At 45.0% G+C, this 24,687-nt stretch carries 21 protein-coding genes; 11 read left to right on the top strand and 10 right to left on the bottom strand.

The features are described from left to right. Positions 1 to 95 precede the first annotated feature (95 nt). Complete coding sequence (locus E1919_RS17140; RefSeq protein WP_162054637.1) at positions 96 to 2,534, top strand: outer membrane beta-barrel family protein; 2,439 nt, start codon at positions 96 to 98, stop codon at positions 2,532 to 2,534. 276 nt (positions 2,535 to 2,810) lie between these two features. Continuing rightward, positions 2,811 to 3,821 carry a ScyD/ScyE family protein gene (locus tag E1919_RS17135; RefSeq protein WP_162054636.1) on the top strand — a complete coding sequence of 337 codons (1,011 nt, stop codon included), beginning with the start codon at positions 2,811 to 2,813 and terminating at the stop codon, positions 3,819 to 3,821. 247 nt (positions 3,822 to 4,068) lie between these two features. On the opposite strand, the gene E1919_RS17130 is transcribed toward E1919_RS17135, so the two are convergent. Further along, a complete protein-coding gene (locus E1919_RS17130; RefSeq protein ID WP_237144563.1) occupies positions 4,069 to 5,247 on the bottom strand; it encodes a serine hydrolase domain-containing protein in 1,179 nt (392 codons plus the stop codon). Between the two features lie 459 nt (positions 5,248 to 5,706). Between E1919_RS17130 and E1919_RS17125 the strand changes: the two genes are divergently transcribed. Further along, positions 5,707 to 6,222, top strand: a complete 516-nt coding sequence (locus E1919_RS17125; protein WP_162054635.1) for a hypothetical protein — start codon at positions 5,707 to 5,709, stop codon at positions 6,220 to 6,222. 58 nt (positions 6,223 to 6,280) lie between these two features. Here E1919_RS17125 and E1919_RS17120 read toward each other — a convergent pair whose 3' ends face one another. Continuing rightward, positions 6,281 to 6,583, bottom strand: a complete 303-nt coding sequence (locus tag E1919_RS17120; protein WP_162054634.1) for a hypothetical protein — start codon at positions 6,581 to 6,583, stop codon at positions 6,281 to 6,283. A 280-nt stretch (positions 6,584 to 6,863) separates the two neighbouring features. On the opposite strand from E1919_RS17120, the gene E1919_RS17115 reads away from it, so the two are divergent. Beyond that, on the top strand, positions 6,864 to 8,003 hold the full coding sequence (locus E1919_RS17115) for a BamA/TamA family outer membrane protein (RefSeq protein ID WP_162054633.1): 1,140 nt from the start codon (positions 6,864 to 6,866) through the stop codon (positions 8,001 to 8,003). Positions 8,004 to 8,298: 295 nt separating this feature from the next. Here E1919_RS17115 and E1919_RS17110 read toward each other — a convergent pair whose 3' ends face one another. Further along, the gene (locus E1919_RS17110) at positions 8,299 to 9,870 is read right to left on the bottom strand and encodes an amidase (RefSeq protein WP_237144561.1); all 1,572 of its coding nucleotides are present in this window, start codon (positions 9,868 to 9,870) and stop codon (positions 8,299 to 8,301) included. A gap of 620 nt (positions 9,871 to 10,490) precedes the next feature. Here E1919_RS17110 and E1919_RS17105 point away from each other — a divergent pair. Both E1919_RS17105 and E1919_RS17100 read left to right on the top strand, forming a co-directional pair. After that, a complete protein-coding gene (locus E1919_RS17105) occupies positions 10,491 to 10,682 on the top strand; it encodes a hypothetical protein (RefSeq protein WP_162054631.1) in 192 nt (63 codons plus the stop codon). Between the two features lie 40 nt (positions 10,683 to 10,722). Further along, complete coding sequence (locus E1919_RS17100) at positions 10,723 to 11,466, top strand: PRC-barrel domain-containing protein (RefSeq protein ID WP_162054630.1); 744 nt, start codon at positions 10,723 to 10,725, stop codon at positions 11,464 to 11,466. 203 nt (positions 11,467 to 11,669) lie between these two features. Here E1919_RS17100 and E1919_RS17095 read toward each other — a convergent pair whose 3' ends face one another. Continuing rightward, positions 11,670 to 12,845 (bottom strand): PQQ-dependent sugar dehydrogenase, encoded by a 1,176-nt coding sequence (locus tag E1919_RS17095; protein ID WP_162054629.1) that lies wholly within the window; start codon positions 12,843 to 12,845, stop codon positions 11,670 to 11,672. A 456-nt stretch (positions 12,846 to 13,301) separates the two neighbouring features. After that, positions 13,302 to 14,009 (bottom strand): multidrug transporter, encoded by a 708-nt coding sequence (locus tag E1919_RS17090; protein ID WP_162054628.1) that lies wholly within the window; start codon positions 14,007 to 14,009, stop codon positions 13,302 to 13,304. Between the two features lie 562 nt (positions 14,010 to 14,571). On the opposite strand from E1919_RS17090, the gene E1919_RS17085 reads away from it, so the two are divergent. Both E1919_RS17085 and E1919_RS17080 read left to right on the top strand, forming a co-directional pair. Further along, positions 14,572 to 16,974: a TonB-dependent receptor plug domain-containing protein gene (locus E1919_RS17085; RefSeq protein ID WP_162054627.1), complete on the top strand. Its 2,403-nt coding sequence runs from the start codon at positions 14,572 to 14,574 to the stop codon at positions 16,972 to 16,974. Positions 16,975 to 17,327: 353 nt separating this feature from the next. Continuing rightward, complete coding sequence (locus E1919_RS17080) at positions 17,328 to 18,275, top strand: nucleoside hydrolase (protein ID WP_237144554.1); 948 nt, start codon at positions 17,328 to 17,330, stop codon at positions 18,273 to 18,275. Positions 18,276 to 18,517: 242 nt separating this feature from the next. Here E1919_RS17080 and E1919_RS17075 read toward each other — a convergent pair whose 3' ends face one another. From E1919_RS17075 to E1919_RS17060, 4 genes are all read right to left on the bottom strand, one after another. Next, entirely contained in the window at positions 18,518 to 18,703 is a 186-nt protein-coding gene (locus E1919_RS17075) for a hypothetical protein (RefSeq protein ID WP_237144552.1), read from the bottom strand. A 292-nt stretch (positions 18,704 to 18,995) separates the two neighbouring features. After that, entirely contained in the window at positions 18,996 to 19,409 is a 414-nt protein-coding gene (locus tag E1919_RS17070) for a VOC family protein (protein ID WP_162054624.1), read from the bottom strand. A gap of 1 nt (position 19,410) precedes the next feature. After that, positions 19,411 to 20,340: a 2-hydroxyacid dehydrogenase gene (locus E1919_RS17065; protein WP_162054623.1), complete on the bottom strand. Its 930-nt coding sequence runs from the start codon at positions 20,338 to 20,340 to the stop codon at positions 19,411 to 19,413. 143 nt (positions 20,341 to 20,483) lie between these two features. Beyond that, on the bottom strand, positions 20,484 to 21,368 hold the full coding sequence (locus tag E1919_RS17060) for a diacylglycerol/lipid kinase family protein (RefSeq protein WP_162054622.1): 885 nt from the start codon (positions 21,366 to 21,368) through the stop codon (positions 20,484 to 20,486). Positions 21,369 to 21,461: 93 nt separating this feature from the next. Here E1919_RS17060 and surE point away from each other — a divergent pair, with 93 nt between their 5' ends. After that, the gene (gene surE, locus E1919_RS17055) at positions 21,462 to 22,193 is read left to right on the top strand and encodes a 5'/3'-nucleotidase SurE (RefSeq protein ID WP_162054621.1); all 732 of its coding nucleotides are present in this window, start codon (positions 21,462 to 21,464) and stop codon (positions 22,191 to 22,193) included. A 77-nt stretch (positions 22,194 to 22,270) separates the two neighbouring features. Here the strand turns inward: surE and E1919_RS17050 are convergent, their stop codons facing one another. Then, positions 22,271 to 23,155 (bottom strand): glycerophosphodiester phosphodiesterase, encoded by an 885-nt coding sequence (locus E1919_RS17050; protein WP_162054620.1) that lies wholly within the window; start codon positions 23,153 to 23,155, stop codon positions 22,271 to 22,273. Positions 23,156 to 23,376: 221 nt separating this feature from the next. Between E1919_RS17050 and E1919_RS17045 the strand changes: the two genes are divergently transcribed. Beyond that, on the top strand, positions 23,377 to 23,631 hold the full coding sequence (locus tag E1919_RS17045) for a hypothetical protein (protein ID WP_162054619.1): 255 nt from the start codon (positions 23,377 to 23,379) through the stop codon (positions 23,629 to 23,631). Between the two features lie 619 nt (positions 23,632 to 24,250). Continuing rightward, on the top strand, positions 24,251 to 24,685 hold the full coding sequence (locus E1919_RS17040; protein WP_162054618.1) for a CBS domain-containing protein: 435 nt from the start codon (positions 24,251 to 24,253) through the stop codon (positions 24,683 to 24,685). The last annotated feature ends 2 nt before the right edge of the window (positions 24,686 to 24,687 follow it).

The raw sequence follows: 24,687 nt of genomic DNA, 5'->3' as shown, positions 1-24,687 counted from the left end.
ATCAGATTCAGGTTCCGGGGCTGTCACATTCTTCCCAGTTTTGCCTTACCCTTTAGGTAAAAATAATTTAGTTAACTCTTTAAATACGGGAGAATATGAAAAGTACAGGTTTCCTTTTAACGCTGCTTCTTCTAACAGTACATTCATTATGTGTGTATTCTCAAGCCGGTGGCCTTTTAAGCGGCAGGCTTCAGGATGAGACAGGGGCACCCATTCCGTATGGCAACGTCGCAGTAATCAGAGTGGCGGACTCCATGGTGATTACCGGCTCCATCACGGATGATGCTGGTACTTTTGCTATAACAACACCTGCCCGGGGTGTCTACATACTCCGACTGAGCGCCATTGGCTTTAAAGAAAATATATCCTCTCCTTTTGAAGTGATAAGTCTTGACTTCTCCAGAGATTTTGGCGTACTCACCTTAAAGGAGGATGTTAAAATGCTTCGCGAGGTAACGGTAAACGCCCTTCGACCATCCATTACAGTAGAGCCTGACCGCATGATAGTCGGTGTTGAAGGAACAGCGTTGGCTGCGGGCAACACAGCTTTTGATGTGCTGGCGAAGTCTCCGGGGGTATGGGTTGACCAGGACGGGAACTTACAGCTTAACGGAAAAGCCGGTGTGCAGGTGATGATTGATAACCGGCTTACCTATTTATCAGCCAAAGACCTGCAGACAATGCTGCAGGGTATGGCGGCTGAAAATATCAGGAACATCGAAATCATCAGCAACCCTTCTGCAAGGTATGACGCCGAGGGCACAGCCGGTATTATCAATGTTAACCTGAAGAAGAACACCGCTACCGGCCTGAACGGCAGTCTCTATAGTGGCTACCAGTTCAACGGGCTACATACTTATTCAGCCGGTGGAAGTATAAACTTCAAGAAGGGCCGCTGGAATTCGCATGCAAATTTAGATGCTTCCCGGCGGGAACACCAGCGTTTGGGTGAGTTCAACAGGATGTTTAACAAGTCGAACAGCAGTACGCGATTTGATCAGGGTGTGCGGGAAGATGTAAGCCGCGTTGCACCTTCTATGCGTTTGGGTACTGACGTGGATATAAACAGCATGCACAGTGTAGGTGCTATGGTGAACCTGTCGTATCAGAAAGCTATCCATGACTTTCGCACAGACACTTACATACGCACGGCGGTACCTTCAGAAGACCTATTTATCGAAGCAGACAACTACCTTCAAAACATTCTTAATAACAAAATCTTCAACCTGCATTACCTAGGAAAGTTCGACACGCTGGGAAGCACGCTTTCTGCTGAACTGGACCTGATAGATATTACCAGTGCGGAGGATGCCAGTTACCTGAACAGCTACGACAGCCTGTCCGAAGGACGGACTGACTTTAGGAACCTGCTTACCAGCAACAACCCAACTGCATACGATATATACTCTGCCAAATTAGACTATAGCAAAAGCTTTCAGAATGGACGTAAGCTGGAGCTAGGAGGCAAAGCGAGCCATTTGGCCTCCGATAACTCGCTTCGCTTTTTCTCGCACGGGGAGGAAGGAAATACACTTGACCCGAACCGCAGTAACCACTTCCTGTATAAAGAGAATATATATGCGGCCTACGTAAACTTCAGCACCACCCTGGGAAGCCGGTTCAGTTTACAGGCTGGTTTGCGAGGCGAGCAAACTATTGCAGAAGGTCGTTCCCTTACGTTGGATGAGGGAATGAACCGCCGGTACCTTAACCTGTTTCCCAGCCTGTTTGTGCAGCAAAAGGTCTCTGATAATTACCAGATAAACTACAATTACAGCCGACGTAATCAGCGCCCGGATTACGAGCTGCTTAATCCATTTGTATTTTACCTCGACCCTTTCACCTGGGCGCAGGGCAACCCTTACCTGAAACCAATGTATACCCACTCCTTTGGTATAATACAAACATTTAAGCAGACCATAAACCTATCATTCAACTATTCTCTGACCAAAGACTTTATAGCTGAGGTGCCAGTTCAGAACGCTGAAGACAAAACAACCATTTTCCTTCGGGATAATTTGGATAATTCCAGGAACTTTAGTGCCACGATGATGGCTCCACTTAGCATCATGAAGAACTGGGACACCAGCAACAAAGCTACTGTAGGCTGGCAGTACTTTTCCACGGACGTGAACGGGCAGCGGACAGCAAATGAGGTGGTGACGTACATGCTGCAATCAACCCACAACATCCTGCTGCCTCAAAACTACCGGGTAGAGGTTAATGCAGCGTACGTGGGGCCACAAGCTTACGGCTTGTTCCGCATCGAAAAGCAATGGTGGGTAGATCTGGGAGTGAAAAAGTCTTTCCTGAACGACAAAGCAGACCTGAGTCTAAGCCTGAACGATATTTTTCGTAGCCGATGGATGCTAGGTAGCACTAAAACAGGTAGAAACTCCAATGAGATTAAGCAGTACCTGAGTCACCAGAGCGTTGGACTGAACCTTCGCTATCGCTTTAGCAAAGGAGAAAAATTTGAATTACGCAAAAGAAGCACTAATCTGGAGGAAGTAGAGCGTGCAGGAGGAAATTAGAACTCAAGATTACAGGGAGAATTAATAGTGGGTAATCTACTTTTAGGAGCAATGGTCTAGGAAGTTTACAATAATGCAAATGCATATGATAACATAACCCACTGTCTTGCTGAAGTGGAAATTCTGCTATCGTTGCTTCCTCACTAATGCTAAAGACACGTATTTTAATGGTTAAAATTAATTAAATTATTTGCTAAAAAAATAAAATTAATTTTATAAAAAATCCTGTTTTTTCCTGCGTTTAGTTGAAACAAAAAATCCTTTAACTAATTAGCTATGAGAAAAATAACTTCCCACCTTCTAGCGTTATCGCTAATTTTCGTTTTAAGTTCCTGTGAGCACATCAAAGACTATCTGGACGAAGTAGATCCCTCCAAGCCAGAAGTAAGTGACTTTGCAACAGGGCTGGCTACTCCCGTTGGGCTGGAGTTAGATAAATACCACAGACTTTGGGTCGCGGAAGCCGGAACAGGCATGAACGATGGCCGGGTATCTCTCGTCACACTCAGCGGGCAGGTATACCCCGTAATTGAAGGTTTTGTATCAGTAGTAGATCCGGAAGGGAATCCAGCTGGCTTAAATCATCTTTTGTATGACAATGGTACGCTCTGGATTTTGCATGGCGCAGAGGGAAGGCTTTACAGGGCGCAGCTGGCAAATTTTGTACCTGGCGACACGCCTCTTCAGGCAAGCGAACTGGAGTATCAGGAAATTGGGAACTTTGTACTCGGCGAGGGTTTTGCTGAGTCTAACTTGTACAAGTTAACGAAAGGGCCTGAAGGTGATTTTTACATGGCCGATGCAGGAGCTAACGCCATTATCCGCAGCGATGCTCAAACAGCTGAGCTTAGTGTTTTTGCTCAATTCCCTTCTATAGAAAATCCTACTCCTGTAGGTCCACCATATATTGATGCAGTACCCACAAGCATTGTGTTTGATGAGGACCGCTTTCTTGTCACCACGCTTACTGGTTTTCCTTTTCTGGAAGGAGCAGCAAAAGTTTACGAAGTTGACACAGATGGGCAACTATCCGTTTACCAAGATGGGCTCACAACACTAGTGGATATAGAACTGGGTATAGATGGACTTCCGCTTGTGTTGCAATTCAGTGAGTTTGGAGCAACAGGCTGGATACCTGCCACAGGAAAAATAATTAAGGTGTCAGATGAGGATACAAATGTTTTACGCTCCGGGCTTAGCTTTGCCTCTGATATGGAGTTAAGCGGGCTAAGAACAGCCTATGTTACAAATCTGGCTGAAGGAAAAGTGCTGCGGGTAAAATACTAAGAAGCTTTGGCAAGGGGATGTTCATCCCCTTGCTAAATTATTCCTGTGAGTAAAGCATACTTGAATAATGGCTTATAAGTCCATAGCTGCGGCCCAAAGGGTGAGAATTGACTTTGTCACAAAGAAAAATATCCTCCCGTAGATGTACCGGGAATAGCAATGTCGGGCTCGAAACCGCCCTGCACCCGAAAAGGAACATTTCTAAAATTGCCAGACGGCCCTTTATCTATAGCTTAAGGCTCCTTGCTTATAACTGGGCACTGGCCGCTTTACTTTGTTTAGTATTGTCAGAAACTGTAATTACGGGCTGTACCGGGTATAAAAGTTTCCTCACATCTTTCAGATAATTTAAGCTGCCATTGGTCACGTTGCTCAGCACAATAATGGCGCTGTGGTCCTTTGGGTTTCGCAACATATAGGTATTATAGCCGTGCCACAAGCCGCCATGATACACAGCAGTGTCACCACTCTCTATCTGGCGGATGCGCCAGCCAAACCCATAGTCTTCATCTTTCTTCTTTTCCGGGCGGGAGCCGGTAAATGCTTCTTCCAGGGTTTCTCTTTTTACCAGCTTTTGCGTGTACAGGGCCTGATCCCACTTATACAAATCTTCTACTGTAGAATACAGCCCCTTGTCGCCCAGCACGGTGTCTAAATAATCAGGTGTTCTTTTACGTCTGCCGCTGGTGTAGCCGGTTGCCAAACTTCCCGTCAATACAGCCATGTCTTTACTGAAAGTGAAAGTGCTCTTCATCTCCAGGGGCTCGAATATATGCTCTTGCAAAAAAGTCGCGAAAGGCATACCGGAAGCCTCATCTACAATGGCAGCCAGCAAACTGTATCCTGTGTTACTGTAATCGAAGTGAGTGTTTGGTTTGTAAAAGATTCTGGGCTGATGCACCGCCATCAGGTTCAGGACGTCCTCGTTGGTAATTGGCACTCTACGGTCGGGCCAGAGTTCATCGCTGAAATAGGTATAGTTAGGCAAGCCAGATCGGTGGGTAAGCAGCTGCCTGATGGTAATGCCTTTGTAAGGGAAATCCGGGATATACTGCTGTACACTATCCTCGTAGGTTAGCTTGCCCTGTTCTTTCAGCATCATGATGGCCATGGCCGTGAACTGTTTGGATACGGAAGCCAACTGAAAGGCTGTTTGCGTGGTGAGGGTATCTTTACGGTGAAAATCTGCATAGCCAAAGGCACCTTTGTAGATTACCTGGTCATATTTTGTAACCAGCACCGTTCCGTTAAACCCTTTCCTTTTATGTAAATATTTGAAAATGGAATCCACCTTGGTACCCAACTGCCGGGCACTATCTGCGGTAAACGAATCCGGGATGAGCACCTGCTGCCTGCTATCTTCCTCTTCAAAGAAATCATTAAACCGGATATCATTACCCGTTTCCTGGCAGGATACCGATAACAAACAGAAAAAGGATGCGAAGATGCATCGAAGCAAAATAAACTGCATTTTAAAAAAAACCATACCTGATAAAACCAACACCAAAAATGAATTTAAATATAGGTCATCTTCCTGAGTACTTATAAATAAATTCTGGAAAAATTCACTCTCAAAAAAAGTATTCGCTGACTCCTGTAAAAGGGTGTTTTGTATTCTCCAGTAATCCGCATCATGTCTTTTATAAGGTTTTGCCTATGAGAAGTTCTATCTGAAAGTAATCATGAGAAGGAAAATTGGACCATCCATGGTAAGGATAGCTGTCAGAGTTTGTTCATTCCAGTTGGTGGGCTTTATTTGATGGACTCTCGCCAAATCAGAGCAGTGGAACAAGTTCCGTGTATAACGGCATAGCAGTAAAGTTTGTACTTGCATTGCATTGGGAGGATGCATACCTTTAATTTAGTAGCCTAAAGCTGAAATACAATGGAGTACCGGTTTGTACATCACTGGCAATATGAGCCGGGAGAAGAAGAAAACAGGATTTTAGAGGAAGCCGTTACGCTGACGAACAAGAGCAGAGGTACATGCTTTCTGTTAGAGGCCGCCATGTTTATAAACAGGCATACTGGCGTTGAGTATGTCATGATTGGTGCACTGACTGATGACAGAAGCCACATTCGTACCTGCGCCTTCCTGAAGGGGGAAGATGTACAGGACAATGTTACTTATACCCTACAGGGAACACCATGCGAAGCCGTGCAAACTCAGGGCTTCTGCTACTTTCCTTTTAACGTTACCAAAAACTTCCCTAGCGACAAAGAGCTACAGAATCTGAAAATTGAAAGATACTTGGGTAGGTTTCTTCTTTCCGGGTCCAATGAGCCAATAGGCATAGTAGCCGTAATGGGTACCAAGCCGATTGAAAAAGCCGCTTTTGCTGAGCATTTAATCTTTGTGCTGAGCCCTGCCATTGAAGAAGAATTGGGAAAAGCTATATAAAAGCTTCACCCAATATCTTTGTTTTTGCCATACAAGAAGAACCTGACGTGAATGGGTTCTATTTAAAAGTTAACGTTGCACTAAAAGGGCTGCTTTCAGGTTCGGCTATGATACGCACGGTCAGGTGGTCATAAAAAGCAAACTCCTGATTTATGTCGATGCTACTGTGCACCTCTCCTCCATCGGATAATTCCTGGCTATAAATCGGGACATCCTTCTCATCCAAAACTATCAGCTTTAAAGTGGCGCTTGCATCCGGCTCTTTTTCTACAGACACGCTGCTGATTTCAAGGCTTCGCCTTCCCTCACTCTCAGAGATTCTGAAGGCGGAATTCAGGTGATTTAAATGTATTGTTTCCATTATCCTGCTGTTAAATTTTATTGTGCTGAAGTACTTGCTGGCTTTCAGGTACTGGTTATAGTACGTTGTACAATGGGCGAGAGGTAGCGGTTACGGCGACGGATTTAGAGGATGTTGCTGCCCTTCTCCTACGCGAAAGCAACAGGCAGAAAACGACCATAACAATAGACAAAAATCTATATAGTTAAAATATGTTTTTTATAGGCATTATTACATAACTTCGTGCTCCGAATATATAGGTATACTACAAAAACTGTTTGGCTGTTTACTGCCTTTAACTATGAAAACCCGCTTTATCTTCCTCTTTTTTGCGTTCCTGCTCTTCTCTTTGCAAGATGCCGGGGCGCAGCATCATAATTTTGTTTCCAGGTATATCAATAAACTACTGAATGACACGACAGATGCTTCGCAGCCACAGTTTCTCCTTTACCCAACCCTGGCTTACTCACCGGAAACAAACCTGGAGTTTGGCCTGAGCAGCCTCTATGTTTACTATGCAAAGAATGATACCACCAACAGGCTCAGCGAAATAAACGGCTTTACCTTTTTCACGCTTGAAAACCAGTATGGTGTCCTGTTCGACCATTCCCTTTACTCAGATAAGAGCAGGTGGTTTTTTCTGGGTAAGCTTCGTTTCCAAAGTTTTCCGATGCTCTACCACGGCATCGGCCCGGACTCTCCCGCCGAACACCTGGCCCTTGTGGAGGCAACCCAGATGCAGGTGAAGGAACGGGTGCTGCGCCAGATTCGCCCAAACCTGTACATAGGCCCGCAACTGGATTACCAGCGAATGGCTTCTGTTGACTTTATTTCTCCCACCGACGCACACGTAGCAGAACCGGCTGGCAGCAAAGGCTCGGCTAACACGGGTTTAGGACTGGGCATTATTTACGACAACCGGCACAACGTGCTCAATGTGCGGGACGGGTTGTTTTCAGAACTGGCCCTGATCCGCTACGATCGGCTTTGGAACAGCGACTTTAAATTTACTTCCATTTTTTCAGATAACCGTATTTACAAGCCCATTGGCAGAAGCAACGTACTGGCAGCACAGCTGATAGGGCAGTTTAACGTGGGCAATATGCCCTTCAACCAATTGGCCTTACTGGGAGGCGAGAGCATCATGCGCGGCTATTACACAGGCCGTTTCCGTGACAAAAACCAATTAGCTGCGCAGGTAGAGTATCGTTTTCTGCCCTTGCCCCTGAGTTTTTCCAGCAGAATCGGCGCATCAGTGTTTGCAAGCACAGGCACTGTTTTCCCGGACTTTAGCCACCTGAACGCAAAAAACTTAAAAGTGGCTGGTGGCGGTGGCCTGCGCTACCTGCTCTTCCCTAAAAAAGACATCTACACCCGCGCTGATATTGCTTTCACCAACGAAGGAACCGGCTTTTACATTTTGATTGGGGAAGCGTTTTAATACTGGTTACGCCCTGCTTAACGGGAACAGCAAAGTATACGCTACTCCAATTTATGGTCTGGGCTTACTAAGAAATACAGTGCAGGAGCAGTATGTGAAGTAAAATGCAATCCCGCTGGCAAGAGTTTACAGCTCATGCTTTTTCACAACCATGCAATTCTCATGAAAAAGCACGAACTGCACGCTCACACTAGCGGCAGATAATAAAACTCCCCGCCGCTGTCGGTCAGTACCAACAACGGCGGGGAGTTTTTTATAAAGGTAGATAGTCTAAATCCCACTAAAGCTTACACCACTACGGCAGAAATTTAGGCGCTTTACGGTGTTTGGTCCCTTGCTCATATCCATAGGCAACTTCAAGTAAAACCGGCTCACTCCAGGCTCTTCCGAAGAAAGAAATACCCACCGGCAGTTCCCCCACATAACCCATCGGTACGGTGATGGAGGGATATCCAGCCTGGGCTGCAGGAGAAGAACTTCCAACCTGGAAGCTATCGCCGTTTACTAGGTCTGTTTTCCAGGCTGGGCCTCCCGTTGGGGCTACGATGGCATCCAGGTTATGCTGGTCCATTACTTTGTCGATGCCTTCCTCCCTACTGCCTTTCATCAGGTTAACTAAAGCCTCTGTATATTCCGTTGCGTTCAAGCCCCCTTTTTCCTGCGCCATCTCCAGGTAGCGCTGGTTGAAATGCTGCAACTCAACTGAATCCGCTTTATTAAAAGCGATCAACTCTTCCACACTTTTGATAGGAGCATCAGGCCCAAGCGACTTAAAGTATTCATTTAACCCGTGTTTGTATTCAAATAACATAATTTCAAAAGAACTGGCGCCAACTCCTTTTCCTCCTATGGCATCAATTTCCGCAATTTCTGCTCCCTGGCTTTTCAGGAAATTCACCGCTTTTAACATCAGGGAATCCACTTTATAGTTAGCGCCCAGCGGTGCTTTGTAAAAACCGATGCGCTTGCCCTTCAGGCCATCTGCTTTTAAGAATTGGGTATAGTCCTTGTGAAATTTCCCCTGGCTGGCTCCTGTTTTTTCATCTGCCGCATCCACTCCTACCATGGCTCCTAAGCCAATGGCCGCATCCCGCACAGTGCGGGCCATCGGTCCAGGTGTATCCTGTGTGGAGGAAATCGGGATAACTCCGGAACGGCTAACAAGGCCAACCGTGGGTTTAATGCCCACTACGCCGCTGGCTTGCGCCGGGCAAACGATGGATCCGTTCGTTTCCGTGCCAACGGCCAGTACAGTCAGGTTAGCGGCCACCGCTACAGCTGATCCGGAGCTAGAGCCGCATGGATTGCGGCTTAAAACATAAGGGTTTTTGGTTTGCCCGCCCAAGCCACTCCAACCACTGGTAGACATCTCGCCCCTGAAATTTGCCCACTCACTTAAATTAGCTTTACCAATAATGATGGCTCCTGCTTCTCTTAACTGCCTGGCAACATAGCTGTCCTGCAAAGGGTATGAATTGGCCAAAGCCCTGGAGCCGGCAGTAGTGGGCATTTTATCATGCGTGTCAATATTATCTTTCAGCACTACGGGTATTCCATGAAGCGGACCTCTTACTTTTCCCTCCTTCATCTCTTTATCCAGCGCTTCTGCAATTTGGATAGCATCCGGGTTTACTGCTATAATGGAGCCTAGTTCCGGCCCACTATCATCTAATTCCTCAATTCTAGTCAGGTAAGCCTGCACAACTTCTTTGGCGGTCAGGGTGCCGTCTTTATACCCTTGCTGTAGCTGGGCTATTTCATATTCAACTATGCTGGTACTGTCAGCGCTCACAACCTCATTTTCACGTGAAGTGATCTGGCAGGAAACCTGAAAGAATAAAGAGGAAGCAACAGTTAAAAGAAGCACAGCTTTTTTTGAAAGGTGCTTTCTGTTTAAAAGATTCATTTGTTTATACATGTTCAATTATTTGGATGCTGAGGTATACGTGCTTTGTTATTAGCAGCGGAACCGAATGTTACAACTGGTTAATGGAAATTACAGTTTTGTAAATTATGCAAATTGTGTAACAGATAAAAAACGATGAACAAAATATCCAGCAAGTACTTTCACCTGACATAGCAGGAGAGTGCTAATCAACGGCCTTATACCTCTTTTTATTGGCTTCGCACCTTTATCTCGCTAACACGATCCTGAAGCTTAATCTTTAAATTTTACTTTGGTTGGAAAAACTCTGAGAAAACTACCTCCTTCAGCACAACTAACGAAAGCCTCTGTTCGCGACAATTTCTAGAATTGTACTTATCTTTAGAGTTCTCCATCAACATATCTTGCTCATCAGCGTATTAATCTTGTTTGTTGCTCCCTTACTGGGAAAGCTGTTTGCCTTGGTATAAAGCTTATCCTGCCTGAATGCGGAGAAAAGGCAGAAAGCTAAAACCTGTTATTTGAAGTTTCAGAAGGATTTTCTAGAGCGTTAGAGATTTGACTCTAATAGGATTAATTATGGAAAACAAAAAAATAAAACAATGGCAGAAATTAGAATTGAACGCAAGAAAAATAGTTCACTATGGATATGGGTACTCGTATTTGTTCTGCTGGCTTTAGTAGCCTGGGCGGTATACGAGTTTGCTTTCGATAGGAACGAAGTAGAGACGATAGAGGTAAACCCGAGCACCGGCATGGTGCTACCGGAAGCGTCGCACTACCAGGTGGCTTAACCTCCTTGTCTCCTGTTACTAACTTTAAAAAATTAAAACTATGAGAAATAATGATATAAGTCAGGATATGACAGATCGCTTGATGCCATTAAGCAGTCTGAAGGATTATCAAGTGGCCTCTGACAGCACAGACGTGCTGGGCTGGAAAGTGGCAGGTGCCGATGGCGACATATTTGGAGTAGTAAAAGATTTAATTGTCGACCCGCAGACCCTGCGTGTCCGCTATTTGTCTGTAGTAGCCGACCGCAAATTCTTTGACACAAAAAACGATCAGTATTTACTGATACCTATTGGAGCAGCCGCACTTGACAAAAGAGGGAAAAAGATATTTGTGACTTACATTGACTCGCGCTCTGTTTCAAGGTATCCGGTATATGGTGGTGGCTCTATTTCTGAAGATTATGAGTATGCTGTTCGGGATACATTTCAACAGTCCCAACATGATACGCTGCCAGATACCAACACCAATAGAAGGAGCGAGTTTGAAGAGGCGGCAGTACAGCAACCAGTCACCAGCCGGCACATATCAGATGACTTTTATAACGACGACAACTACAACGAGAACCGATTCTACTCCTCCAGCTGGCAGGAAGATCACGCTGACAGTGTAGATGATACCAAGCCTGTAGCAACTGAAACAAATGCTTATAACGAGGACAACAGCACTTCTAAAACAGTGGAGGACTCCATTGCTACCATCGAAAGATTAGAGCAATTACGTAAAAGAGGTTCTATCACAGACGAAGAGTATACCGTACTAAAGAAGAGAGCTCTAGATATATAAATCTTCCGGTAAAAGAGTATGCTTCACATAAGAGTCTCTCAAACACATTTGAGAGGCTCTTATATTCTCCTCTTGCGGCGCAACACATATATCCAGTTTAAATCACTTTTAGCACAGTGATAAAAGTCAACTCAGTAAGTATAGTTGTGTTTTTATGATGCTAAAAAAGAAATGCTTCTTATCCGAACAGGTGCAACTCCAGGCTAATTCTGCATGTTTAAACGCAATACCTTACCGTTTTCCTGGTCAGTCAGCACATAGACGGAACCATCAGGTGCCTGCGCTACATCGCGTATGCGTGCATCCAACGGAATACGCTCCACTTCCTCTGCTTGCTCGCCATTGACTTTTACCCGTACGAGGCCTTGGCTGGTCAGCCCCCCAATAAGGGCCGTTCCCTGCCATTCATTGAACATGGACCCTGTATAGAATATCATACCGGAAGGAGAGATAACCGGTGTCCAATGAATTGCGGCATTGGCAAACTCAGTAGTGGTCGTCGGATCGGGTATGTCTGTGCCGTCATAGTTGTCTCCCCAGCTCACCACGGGCCAGCCGAAATTACGACCCGCCTCCGGCTGGTTTAGCTCGTCTCCTCCCTCGGGGCCCATCTCTGCCACCCAAAGCCTGCCGGTATTCGGTTCAATGGCTGCAGCTTCAATATTGCGATGGCCGTACGACCAAATCTCGTCTTCTGCATTTGCCTGCCCTACAAAAGGATTATCGTTTGGCACAGATCCATCAGGGTTAATGCGGACAATGGTACCCAGGTGATTTGAGAGTTCCTGCGCTGGGCCAAATTTAAACCTTTCGCCCAAAGTAAGGAACAGGTGACCCTCCGGCGTGAATACAATGCGTCCTCCGAAGTGGTTGGGACCTTCAACTTTTGGCTCCTGTCTAAATATTACTGTAAAATCCTGTATCTCGTTTCCCTCCAGCCGAGCGCGGCCCACAGCTGTGGAGGCAGTGTTATTTGCTCCTGGTTCGGAATAGGAAAGGTATACCAAATTATTTTCCTGAAAGTTGGGATCCAGTACCACATCCAATAAACCACCCTGCCCCTCTGCAAATACCTCCGGAGTGCCAGTCAGCGGTTCTGAAAGTTGATTGTTGGCATCTAATATTCTTAGTCTCCCGGGCCGCTCGGTTACCAGCAGCCGGTTGTCCGGAAGAAAAGTCATCCCCCAAGGATGTGTCAGGTTTTCAGTTAGTGTTTCAACCTGCATTTCAGCAGCAGCTTCTTCTGTAGCCACAGATTCTCCGGCTTGTGCACCCGAATTTTGCGTGCATGCTTGTCCGGCAAATACTAGTATAGCTGTCAGAAATCCTATCTTACTACGCACCGCAAGTAATCGTAATTTGTTTTCTGATGTTCTCATAGTTAAAGTCTACCTTTCCTGAATGTTACTTTGTTTGATAACGCAGGTTAACAGCTGATGTTCTGATTCTTGTCTCACATCCACCCCAGAAATAATTACAGTGAAGCCGAAAGGTGCTAAGCACTTTAATCTCTTCCTCCGGTTAAGAATGCAATAATTGCTGTTATACAAAAAGTAAACTTTTATGAGAAAATCCCCGATACAGCGAAACCTGGAAATATTTCTGAGGTTCGGAAAGTGGTGGAATTATGTATCAAAACCCCATTTTACTGTTATTCTTAAAGAAACTTGGTAAAACTAATTTGTCCAACCGAATCAAAAAGAGTTATGGGATAGGATAAGGAAGGTAACCGTGCCATAGGCTAAACTTTTGAGCGCCATATAGGCCCTGTCATAAATTGATGGTAAGGCCTATATGGCGCTCAAAAAACAAAATTTAACAGCTAAAGAGGAATTCTATTTCCTGTCTTTAAAGGAGAATTGAAGAACTTTCTTGTTCAACATCAAATAATCTAGCAAGGCGTAGTTGAATATAATGACACCAACCATTTCTAAAAGCTCTTCGATCGGAAATAAAAATTGGTTCACTACATTATCGGGGCCATATAACGTGTCAAAATGGGCTTCGCAAAACTCCAGGCCAAGTGCGGCAAAAACAAATATAGCACCTGAAAGATAAAAGAGATTTCTTGTTTTGCCTGGCAGCATTAAGGTAAACTTTAAAAAGTAAAGCCCGATCAGCAGCGTGAACACAGTGTAAGGCACCATCCATGCCCAGCTCAGTAATGGCGGGACTTCTTCCAGATAAGAATTAAATTCACTTCCTGCTAAGCCCCCAAACGTTTCATGAAGCTGCGCCGACTCATCTACTGACAGAAATACAAACAAAAGACTAAGGTGCAACCAGTGATAGGTAGCTTTTTTGCCGGTGCTGTGAATTACATAACACAAAATGGAAGCTAAAGCTAAATTGAAAGTTGAAAAATAGGTAGAAATGTTTCCTTCCTTGCCTAAATGAAATTGGTTGTATAGGGCATAATAAATTTCCTCAAAGATGGGCAGATTTGAGGATTGACTGAAAACTCCTAAGGCCTTAAAAGCAAGATGAACGACCACAACATGACCTACCAATAAGGATAATGCGATAAAAAGGAGCAATTTCATTATTCGAATGGGAGAAAGTGTTTTGTCTTCTGTTATATATTTTTGACATGCTTCTCATCGAATAGAACATCAGCAGCCAAAATCCTTTTAACCTCCCCTTCTTTTGTATCCTGTAAATGTAACCCCATTTAGATTTTATATCTTTAAACCAACATTAAATTTGTATATTTAAATATATAATAAATAAAATTCAATTACAATATTAGAGAAACAAAATATTATCTAGTGGTGAGAAGTTTCGGAAACAAGAGCAAACTCAACATACATAGCTGCATCTAATCCTGCCTCATCTGCTGCATGCCTTGGGTTATAATACCTATACTTAAAGTCGCTTTTGAAACACCGCTAACACCCGTTCGCCATTTTATATTTATCTAATTCCCTCTACTCCTATACAACTGAAACCTTATAGCATAAAAGCTCATAAAACATTTTCAGGAATGGTTTTTGTATAATTATACAGAATATAATAAGCCAAAAGCGAATATAAATTCTACAAGATATGAAGCCGACTAAACATAGATATTCCATATACATTTTGCCCGCTTTACTATTGGCATCCTTGGCATTTGTCAGTCCGCAAACGGACTTACCAAGTAGACTGACGTCTTACCTGAACACCTTTCGTGCGCAGTATGCACCAGAGAAGGTGTATGTGCAGACAGATAAGCCTTATTACGCGCCAGGTCAGTCCATATGGCTGAAAGGATATGTAGTAGATGCCGCTACGCTTCGCCCCTCTGCTAAAAGTGATGTGCTTTACGTTGATTTGCTTGACGCTGAAAACAAACCTGTTCACCGCCTTATGCTGAAAACAAAAAGCGGGAAAGCAGCAGGTGACATTGTACTGCCCCGCAACTTACCGGAAGGAACCTATAGTCTTTCTGCATATACCCAATGGATGCGCAATTTTGGAGAAAAGACTTTCTTCCACAAAACCATCCGGGTGCTTGGGCCTGACACTAACGGTACAGAGGAAACTGCTGCAGTTTCACAGGATATTGACTACCAGTTCTTCCCTGAAGGGGGTGATTTGGTACAGGGGCTTACGAACCGTGTAGCCTTTAAAGCGACAGGCCCTGCGGGAACAGGAGTAGCTGTTTCGGGGAGTGTGTTCGATGATCAGGGCCAGAAGATCACAGATTTTACGGATACGCACCTGGGAATGGGAGCCTTCGAGCTGTTGCCCCGGGCGGGACGCCGTTATTTTGCCCGCATAAAAACAAGCGCTGGCGAAAGCCAGAATTACGCGTTACCAGCGGCACAGGCAACAGGTTATGTGCTTAGGATAGATGAAGTATCCGACGAGAATATGATTAACGTGGTGGTGTCAAGTAATGTAAACGAGCAGGAGCCTTTGGTGCTAACCGGCATCAGTCAGGATGCTTTACAATATTCCCAGACCTTTACATTGCAACCAGGAAAAACGTATCGTCAGGCAATACCAAAAGCTGATTTCCCTACGGGTATTGCCCGCTTTCACTTAGCCCGTACTAACGGAGAGGCTCTGGCCGAACGACTGGTGTTCGTGGATCAGCAGGACAATCTTGATGTAACTGTTACTGCAAACAAGGAAACTTATGCCGGAAGGGAGCGCGTGACCTTGCAGTTAGAAGCGAAAGGCAAGGACGGAAAGCCTGTCGCCACAGACTTCTCGCTGGCCGTAACAGATGATGAATTGGTAAAGCATAACGAATATGGTGTGGGCATCAAGAGCTATTTACTTCTGACATCCGACCTGCGTGGCCATGTAGAGCAGCCCGGTTACTATTTTGAGAACAACGATACACAAAGAAAAAAGGAGCTGCAGCACCTGCTCATGACACAGGGCTGGCGCAGGTTCAGTTGGGAAGCAGCTGCAGCAGGCTCCTTTCCTGAAATAAAGTATACAGGTGACGAAGACCTAACTATCAGCGGCAAGCTGTTGACAAATAGAGGCAAGCCTGTTGCAAACGGAGAAGTGTTACTGTACGTGCAGGGGCAGCACCAGGCTTTTATCACCACTGAAACCAATCAACAAGGAGAGTTCGCCTTCAGGGGCTTCGACTTTATAGGTGATGTGGAGGTTGTAATACAGGGTACGGATGCCAGGGGAAGACGCAAGCACCTACAGGTTGTAATGGATGAGGACAGTTACATACCGCAGATGCCTGCTTCTCATGCACCGCAGGCAGATGCTCCTTCGGCTGATACAAAGCAGGCATTTTTACAGGCCAGCAACCAGCTGATTGCTTCAGCAGCAGATATAAGCGAGACTTATACATTAAGAGGTATACTTCTTCCAGAAGTTAGCATTCAGGGAGAAGAAGATATTTACAAGCCGTTCTCGCTACACCAGAAAGCGGATGTTGTTTTAACCCGAAGAGAGTTGCCTATGGCGCCTTCCGGTAACATTCTTGAAAGCCTTCAGGGGCGGGTAGCAGGGCTGCAGGTTTATCGTTCCGGCCAGAACCAGTTCCGGGCCAGCATTCGGGGGCAACAGACACCACCACTTTATTTAATAGATGGTGTGCCAGTTTCAGAAAACTCCCTTACAAGCCTGAACCAACTCGACATCAGCCGGATTGAGATATTAAAAAATGCCGCTAACGCCAGTATTTATGGCGGAAGAGCCTCTGGAGGAGTTATCGCCTTTTTCACCAACCGTGGTGGCGAGGAGGAAGTGGAGGTTGAGCCTGGCACTTACATTATTGTGCACGAGGCCAGCGGCTATAGCAAAGTCAGAGCGTTTTACAGTCCGCGCCACGACCGGCAAAGTAAAGACAGAAACGAACCTGACCTGCGCAGCACCATCTACTGGAACCCCAACGTAACAACGGATGCTAACGGAAAAGCAACAGTGACGTTCTATACCGCAGATCGCAACACTACTTATAGGGTTGTTGCCGAAGGTATTTCAGATGATGGAAAACCCGGCCGGGGAACCTTAACCTTTGACGTGGACAGTAAGATCCTGAGCCGATAGTCAACATCAGAAATAGTCAGAATGCCAGCCACGATTTTTAGCGGCTGGCATTTTTGTTTCTACCCTGTATACTCCCCTATGGATGTCAGACGACTGTGTTTAACAGTAACCTGCTGCATACAAGCGCTTAGCTCCAGAGAAGGAACGGGAACTGCATCTTTCAACAGGCAGTTTTAACGGGGTGGCCATTATGTACCTTGCATAATCATGCTTCCGCTGGTCTTTTGTATTTTTTCTGTTATCTTGATCCCTGTATCTGTTAATTCTATAGCGTATTTCTCCCTACATTTTTGATTTGTGCTATTGTCATACCTCAACATCAAATGAAGAACATTCTCCGACTACTGTTAATCATGACTATCAGTACAGCTACTACTGTAGTATATGCGCAGTCACCAGTTAAAGTAATATTTGATACTGATATAGATTCCGATGTAGACGATGTGGGTGCACTGGCAATGCTGCATACCTTTGCCGACCATGATGCAGTGGAAATTCTAGGTATAATAGTAACCAGCGAAGATAAATACGCACCGATGTGTACGGATGCCATCAACCATTATTTTGGCCGTCCTGACATTCCTATTGGTGCGCTTAAGGGTTACCCGCTCCGGGACAACTCAAAATACACGAGGCAGCTAAGCCAGGAATTCCCCCACAGCCTCACCTCCTACAACGAGGCAGAGGATGCGACAGCTTTATACCGTAAGCTTCTAACCTCACAGCCCGATTCCAGTGTCGTCATTATTACGGTTGGCCACTTAACAAATCTGCAGAACCTGATTGAATCCAAACCAGACCAGCATAGCAAGCTCTCAGGCCTGGACCTGATCAAAAAGAAAGTAAAGCTGTGGTCCTGTATGGGAGGTGTATATCCGGAAGGCAAAGAAGCTAACTTTTATCGCCCTGACCCGGCATCCACCAAAACAAGTGTAGAAAAATGGCCTGGCCAGGTGGTGTTTGCCGGTTGGGAAATTGGAGATAAAATTATAACCGGAGGAGATTACTTACAGAAGTCACTTTCAAACAAGAGTCCGGTCTGGCGGGCTTATCAGCTCTACAATAATTTTGAAGGAAGGCAGAGTTGGGACCAGGCGTCAGTCTTATATGCTGTTTCTCAATCAAATGATTATTGGGACCTTAATAAAGAGGGATACATTGTGGTGGCTGCAGATGGGAGCAACAAGTGGATCCCCGGTAAAAATGACAAGCAGGCATATCTGGTAGAAAAAATGAATCCTGCTGAAGTGGCTAAAGTGATAGATGCTTTAATGACAGGAAAGTATAGCATCAAGTTTTAAGAAAGCATAACTAAGGGATTTCGCTTCAAGAGAAGCGGCATTTCTTACAGCGGCGCAAAAAAAGCCGCTTGCTTTTTACAGCAAACGGCTTCCTGATTTACTTCTTTTCCTTTTCAGTCTCCTACTAGCCACACCTTTATTATATGCGTGAAAAGTAGAAGTAAGATTAGGCTAAATCATATTATAAAACCACAGGCATTATCTCACCCAGTTTCTGCGTTCATATTATAAAACCACAGGCATTATCTCACCCAGTTTCTGCGCTCGCTGAAATGGTTACAGCCAAAAGTGGCACCGGTTATCATTTCGAACTGCTTTGGCTTAGAGTCATTTGCAGGTCCCTCATGCACCAGAGGCAGTACATAAGCAGGATCCATGGCATGCTGTCCGGTAAGTTCATCACAAACGCCAAAGTCTTTGCTTTGCATCTCTATTTTTTTTTGATCTTGCTCCCAATGGGTGCAGTGATTGCAGGTTGCTTCCATAACTTTAAAATTTAGATTTCACATTCTTCTGTATTCTATTATACTCCCAATCCGCGGTTTCTTGTTTCGTTAACTGGTTGTTTCGAAGTAATTTAGAATAAAGTAAAATAAGGGAAAGCCAAATAGTGCCTGCCGGAACACCACCTTCGCTTATTTTCACCGCAAGGTGTGCATTAAGGAAGCTCAAAGTTCGCTAATCTCAGGTAGCTACTTATCCTAACGTACATGCTCCTCACTAAGAAGCAAACACCTCATCTTTGTTTCGGAAGGCTTTGAACTCAATCGGGTTTCCGCTCAGGTCCAGTATAAACATCGTCAGCTGCTCTCCTTTCTGTCCTTCGTAGCGCGTTTGCGGCTTCACAATAAATTCTATGCCATGCTTTGTCAAACGTTCCTGTACTTCATGAAACTGCTCGTACTCCAGTATGCATCCGAAGTGAGGAATTGGTACACTTACGCCATCCACGGTACCACAATAATCCGGATCCGGTATATTTAGACTGATGTGCGCTGAAAGCTGATTGCCGAAAAAGTCAAAATCAATCCAGCGTTCGGTGCTTCTTCCTTCTGCGCAGCCCATGATATCTACATAGAACCTGCGCGTGGAAGCAATGTCTTTTACCTTGAAAGCATAATGGAAAGCGCTCATATTAATATCCTTTTGTTAGTGAAACGGTACCGGTTAAAGGCTCGTTATTTTTAAGCCTGTCGTAGTTATCGAGTATTTGGGAAACAGCTGTTGCCGGATTCGTGATACTGGCAATGTGCGGTGTAATATTTATTTTCGGGTGCTCCCAGAACGGATGTTGTTTTGGCAAAGGCTCTTCTCTGAACACATCCAGGCTTGCTCCCGACAAATGCCCTTCATCAATCATTTCAATTAAATCCTGCTCTACAAGATGCTCGCCTCTTGCTACATTTATGATAAAAGCGCCCTCTGGCAATTTTCTGAAAGTATCTTTGTTGAGTATATTGGCTGTCTCCTTTGTTAATGGAAGTAGGCAGATGAGAATATCGGAGGCTGCCAGAAAGGCATTGAGCCCATTCTGGCCCACATACACCTCCACATTTTCGAGCTCCTTTGCCGTACTTGCCCAGCCATTCACTTTAAACCCGATTTTATTTAACTGTCTGGCGACATGAGTTCCTAATACCCCCACTCCCATTACGCCAACAGTAACATCTTCAGTTCTCAGGTACCCCGTTGGCTTCCATAACTGCTTCTGTTCTGCAATTTTAAAGGATGACAAGCCGCGTACGTGGTTCATGACAAGCGCAATCGTAAATTCTGCCATGTCCTTTGCCAGGTTAGGGTCAGTTATTCTTGTGATAATGGCTGCTTCGGGCAGTTCAGGGTCTTTTAGAATGTGGTCCACTCCGGCTCCCATAGAAGAAATACACTTCAGGTTAGGGTACTTCTTAAACGCGCCTATGGGGTGGTTCCAGGCCAACGCAAATTCGACATCCTCTCTGTTCGTGTCTTCCGGATAAATCCGGACATTCAGTTCTGGTCTTTTCTCTTTTAGTGCATTAACCCAGGGAGTTAAATCTTTTCCCTGTGTTATGATGGTGATTGACATATAGATTAAGGGTATAAGCAAGTATTGTCTTTGACTATTTGTTCAAATAAATAGTGCGTGTAACAAAGGTAAAAATGCAGTTCTTTTTAAGTTCTAATTAACAGAAAATTTATCAGGAAGTTCTGTACTTCTTTTAAAACTCATTAAGGCACCAGAAACTCTAGCCCACCAGGTATGATGCGAATACCTACGCTAAGGGGAGCCTCACTTTCATGTACTTCGTCATCTACATGGTAATGCTTGCTGCTCCACTTTACCTGAAGTTCTTTTGTGCGCCGCACCTGCCATCTTTCTGTATTGCCTTTGCCCCGCAAGCAGTTGGCAATGTATGCTTCAAACTCCTCACGCTCATCTTCCCGAACCAGTATGACATCCAGCAGACCGTCACCGGGATCGGCTTCAGGTGCCAGATCCATGTTGGGGCCGGCGAGCCGGATGTTCATGATCTCCACCAGTAAATAGTTGCCCGAAAGCTGCTCCTCCTCTACATCCAGTGTACAGAAATGAGACTCTATATTACGGAGAATTTCCTGCTCATGCTGTAAGGCACTCTCCATTTCTTCTTCCCGGCTTTTCTTTTCGCTCTGGTCTTTGCTGTGCTGGCTGATAAGTTGAGGAAAAATTCCAAACCCTGCGGATTCAAGAAAAATGCTCTCTCCGTCTGGTCCGGTCACCACGCCTACATCATAAGGCTTCTTCTTTAATAAATCCCACTTTCCAATGATGTCTGCCGCAGCCCCTGCTATACCCAGACTGCTGGCAATGTTATTAGCCGTGCCCAGGGGCAGCAAACCTATCGGAATGTCCCTGTGAAGCAGGTGCTTCACAATTTTAGCCACAGTACCGTCTCCTCCTGCTATCACCACCACTTCGCCTGGCTCATTGAGGTTCTTGGCAAAATCGTCGCTCTTCGTATCTACATAGGTAGTTTGACATCCCTTTTCATGAAGCGCCTGGAGCAGCTCCTCTTTTGAGTGATTTTCTAACCCCGCTGTAGGATTGTGGAACAAGGTAACACAGGTCGCCATAATTGAGTATGCTAAAAGTGTACAGTTGAAATTCAGGCAAAAGCTACTTCAGCTTAAGTCGGAAATAGGGTTTACGATCAAAGGGAATCTTGTATGCGTATTTTAATTGCAAATGACGACGGAATTTACAGCCCAGGCATTTTAGCGCTGGCTGAGGCGGCTTCTCAATTTGGCGAAGTAAGAATTGTGGCTCCGGATGTGGAGCAGTCTTCGATGGGGCATGCCATCACCGCTTCGCGCCCTTTAACGTACCGGCGCACTCCAATAGCGGATTTTGAGGCATACCGTGTAAATGGCACTCCTGCTGATTGCGTTGCGCTTGGTCTTTTTCATTGGGACCAAAAGGTAGATGTGGTGCTGTCTGGGATAAACTTGGGAACAAACCTGGGAAATTCAGCCTGGCATTCGGGAACACTAGCAGCTGCGAAGCAGGCAGTGTTGTTTGGTTGCCGGGGCATTGCTTTCAGTACGCCTGTCACCCGCGACGAGCCGGACTTTAGTACCATCAAACCTTATGTGCAAAAATCGCTGGAGCTGTTACTGCCAGAAAAAGACCTCTCGCTTCTTAACGTTAACATACCTGTTGATGCAAAGGGCATTCGTTGGACGCGTCAGTCTTTGCGGCACTATGATGGTAAAGTTGTACCGGGCACCGACCCGATGGGTCGCGAGCACTACTGGTTTACCGTGAAACCGGTTGAAGAAACCGAAGAAGGTACTGATCGCTGGGCTGTGGATCAAGGCTATGTTTCTATTACACCGCTCCGGCTGGATTTAACCAATGAGGAAGAACTAGACAAGGCAAAGAGTCGCGTCCCACTTTAATACAGGCAATTTCAAATAAGGTCGCAACGCTTCGATAAATGATTGCACAAGCACAGCAACCTTCCTCAAACCTTAGGTCAATTAACAGGTACTTCAACCCTGTCAGGATAATCCGTTATAATGCCATCTACTCCCATGCGCACCAGCTGGCGTATCCGGGTCTTATTGTTCATTGTCCAGGGTATTATTCTCATACCTTTTTGATGGCAGGCCTTAATTGTTTTATTGTTCACTAGCTTATGATAAGGGCTGTAAACGGCAGGCTGAAAGCTCAGGCGCTGCAGGTTATCTTCCAAGCCTTTCAGGTTACTAACCAGGAAAGCTATAGGTATGTTCGGGTGCGTGTTGTGAACCTGCTCCAGAATCCTTGGGTCGAAGGATTGTAAAATTAAGCGTTCCTGTATCCCCTTCTCCTGCACCACCTGCATGACTAAGGCAACAAATTCTTCCGGCTCGGGGTGATACACCCGATCCCCTTCCGGAGTTGCTTTTATCTCTATATTATAGTGTGGTGGCTGCATGTTCCTGCTGGCCGCATAGCGTTCCACGCTGTCAATCAACTCTGCTAACAAAGGCTTATAAGCTACCATCTTTTGCTGCTCAGGAAAGTCTGGGTGCGGTTTGCTGCCTACGTCATACTTCCGGATCTCATTATAAGTCATTTCATAAAGATTGTAATTTTTTTCTTCTGCCTCAGGAATAGCATTTCCTTCAGGCGTAAGGGTAATAGCAGCTGAGAAATAAGGCTCATGCGATACAAGCGGCAGTTCGTCTTTGCTTATACATACATCTAGCTCAAGTGTGGTCACACCATAATCCAGCGCCTTTTTCATTGCCGGAATAGTATTTTCAGGCATTAGTCCCCGGGCTCCCCGATGCCCCTGCACATCCAGTTGCTGTTGCGCAGGAGCAACAAAGGACCACATCATAAACACAAGTATCAGTAGGTTCTTTTTTAGCATATTATCATGTAGCGTATGATGTTGTGAAAATAGTACGGTAGCCGCAGTACTTTAAAATTAAGCACCTCCCGCCTTCCAGAACGCTCACCCTATACGTGGGCATACAGACAAAGTATTATTCATCCTGCGAATCCTGTCTGAAAAGAATACGAAATATAATATATCTTTTCTGTACAAGATCCGTAAGCCCTTCAACAAGTCATAAATATACATATACGCCTATGTGTTATTATTATACTATCCAGGAATATGCCTCTATAAAAGGGCTTGACCTGTCGGTACAGGACGTAGCAGAGGCAGTAGCATCCGCTACTCTGCTCAGCAACACGCGTGGCGTACCTATAAACAAAGTATACTGCGGCAAAAGTGACAGTACTCTGCACTGCTACGCAACACGCATTCTTCGGGAAGCTTTCAGGCCTTCTGCCAAAAAAATTAACAGCCCTTCAGAGATAGCCATAGGCGCCCTTACTTGATAGGTTGAAGTGCGATCAGGTTTCTGGCTTGAGGGCGTATTAGACCTTAACTTTCAACAGCACCAAGGCAAGTTGAAACATGACTTGGCGCCGCTTCTCCTTTCTGCCAGCTGCTCATAGCTCAGGCAGCGTGCCATCGTGCTCTTAAACTCCCAGTTGCCTTTGGTTCAGACATAAAGAACCATACAAATTTCTCTGCAGCGCTGCGCTTAATCAACAGTTTTAAACTAGTTGCTAACACTTTTCTGCGATTAATTTGATGGTACACCTCCCATAAACTTTCTTTTATCTATAATCAGAAGCCACCTGTTCTAAGGTTAGCACCTTTTACCTTAAAGGCAAATTTAAACTTATTTTTATACAAAATACACTATTAAAGAGTCCTATTATAAGAACAGAAGCAATATAATTCATAAAACACAGAATCATAATGTTTTAACAGCAATACTGTTCCCAGCTTATAATCCGAAACATTTATCCTATTATTCTTAAGGTGGTGTAAATCAAACACTTTACACTTTACTTTTTTTTGTTTTTTTTGACCATAACTATTTAAATAATCGTATATTGATTTAAATTATTCAAACAGCCCAATTACCTAAAACAAAAGGAGGAAATCATGGGGACAGTCAGACATATTTTACAGCAAAAAGGACACGACATTCTTTCTGTAGATCCAAACGCTACTGTTTTCAGCGCCCTGGAGCTGATGGTTGAAAAAAATGTGGGAGCCTTGTTAGTAATGGACCAAGGTAATTTCGTCGGCATCTTCACGGAAAGAGACTATGCCCGAAAAGTCATCCTTAAGGGTAAAGCCTCCAAAGAAACCCTTATCAAAGAAATCATGAGTGAGCATCCTCTTACTGTAACGCCCAACGAAACAGTGGAAGATTGCATGAAACTCATGACCCAGAAGTTCATTCGCCATTTGCCTGTTATGGAAGAAACGAAACTAGTCGGCCTTATTTCTATCGGCGATATAGTGAAATACATAATAGAGGAGCAGAAATTCATTATCGATAATCTTGAGCATTACATAGCGGGCCAGGTATAACC

Origin of the sequence: Pontibacter pamirensis (genome assembly GCF_010015475.1) — a bacterium.
Lineage (GTDB): Bacteria > Bacteroidota > Bacteroidia > Cytophagales > Hymenobacteraceae > Pontibacter > Pontibacter pamirensis.
Note: the sequence above shows the minus strand (reverse complement) of the source record. Positions and strands in the feature narration are given on the sequence as shown.

What these genes read in the sequence shown, in the direction of transcription:
- E1919_RS17140 (WP_162054637.1), top strand. Translation starts at nt 96, where the DNA reads ATGAAAAGTACAGGTTTCCTTTTAACGCTGCTTCTTCTAACAGTACAT.
- E1919_RS17135 (WP_162054636.1), top strand. Translation starts at nt 2,811, where the DNA reads ATGAGAAAAATAACTTCCCACCTTCTAGCGTTATCGCTAATTTTCGTT.
- E1919_RS17125 (WP_162054635.1), top strand. Translation starts at nt 5,707, where the DNA reads ATGGAGTACCGGTTTGTACATCACTGGCAATATGAGCCGGGAGAAGAA.
- E1919_RS17120 (WP_162054634.1), bottom strand. Translation starts at nt 6,583, where the DNA reads ATGGAAACAATACATTTAAATCACCTGAATTCCGCCTTCAGAATCTCT.
- E1919_RS17115 (WP_162054633.1), top strand. Translation starts at nt 6,864, where the DNA reads ATGAAAACCCGCTTTATCTTCCTCTTTTTTGCGTTCCTGCTCTTCTCT.
- E1919_RS17105 (WP_162054631.1), top strand. Translation starts at nt 10,491, where the DNA reads ATGGCAGAAATTAGAATTGAACGCAAGAAAAATAGTTCACTATGGATA.
- E1919_RS17100 (WP_162054630.1), top strand. Translation starts at nt 10,723, where the DNA reads ATGAGAAATAATGATATAAGTCAGGATATGACAGATCGCTTGATGCCA.
- E1919_RS17095 (WP_162054629.1), bottom strand. Translation starts at nt 12,845, where the DNA reads ATGAGAACATCAGAAAACAAATTACGATTACTTGCGGTGCGTAGTAAG.
- E1919_RS17090 (WP_162054628.1), bottom strand. Translation starts at nt 14,009, where the DNA reads ATGAAATTGCTCCTTTTTATCGCATTATCCTTATTGGTAGGTCATGTT.
- E1919_RS17080 (WP_237144554.1), top strand. Translation starts at nt 17,328, where the DNA reads ATGACTATCAGTACAGCTACTACTGTAGTATATGCGCAGTCACCAGTT.
- E1919_RS17075 (WP_237144552.1), bottom strand. Translation starts at nt 18,703, where the DNA reads ATGCAAAGCAAAGACTTTGGCGTTTGTGATGAACTTACCGGACAGCAT.
- E1919_RS17070 (WP_162054624.1), bottom strand. Translation starts at nt 19,409, where the DNA reads ATGAGCGCTTTCCATTATGCTTTCAAGGTAAAAGACATTGCTTCCACG.
- E1919_RS17065 (WP_162054623.1), bottom strand. Translation starts at nt 20,340, where the DNA reads ATGTCAATCACCATCATAACACAGGGAAAAGATTTAACTCCCTGGGTT.
- E1919_RS17060 (WP_162054622.1), bottom strand. Translation starts at nt 21,368, where the DNA reads ATGGCGACCTGTGTTACCTTGTTCCACAATCCTACAGCGGGGTTAGAA.
- surE (WP_162054621.1), top strand. Translation starts at nt 21,462, where the DNA reads ATGCGTATTTTAATTGCAAATGACGACGGAATTTACAGCCCAGGCATT.
- E1919_RS17050 (WP_162054620.1), bottom strand. Translation starts at nt 23,155, where the DNA reads ATGCTAAAAAAGAACCTACTGATACTTGTGTTTATGATGTGGTCCTTT.
- E1919_RS17045 (WP_162054619.1), top strand. Translation starts at nt 23,377, where the DNA reads ATGTGTTATTATTATACTATCCAGGAATATGCCTCTATAAAAGGGCTT.
- E1919_RS17040 (WP_162054618.1), top strand. Translation starts at nt 24,251, where the DNA reads ATGGGGACAGTCAGACATATTTTACAGCAAAAAGGACACGACATTCTT.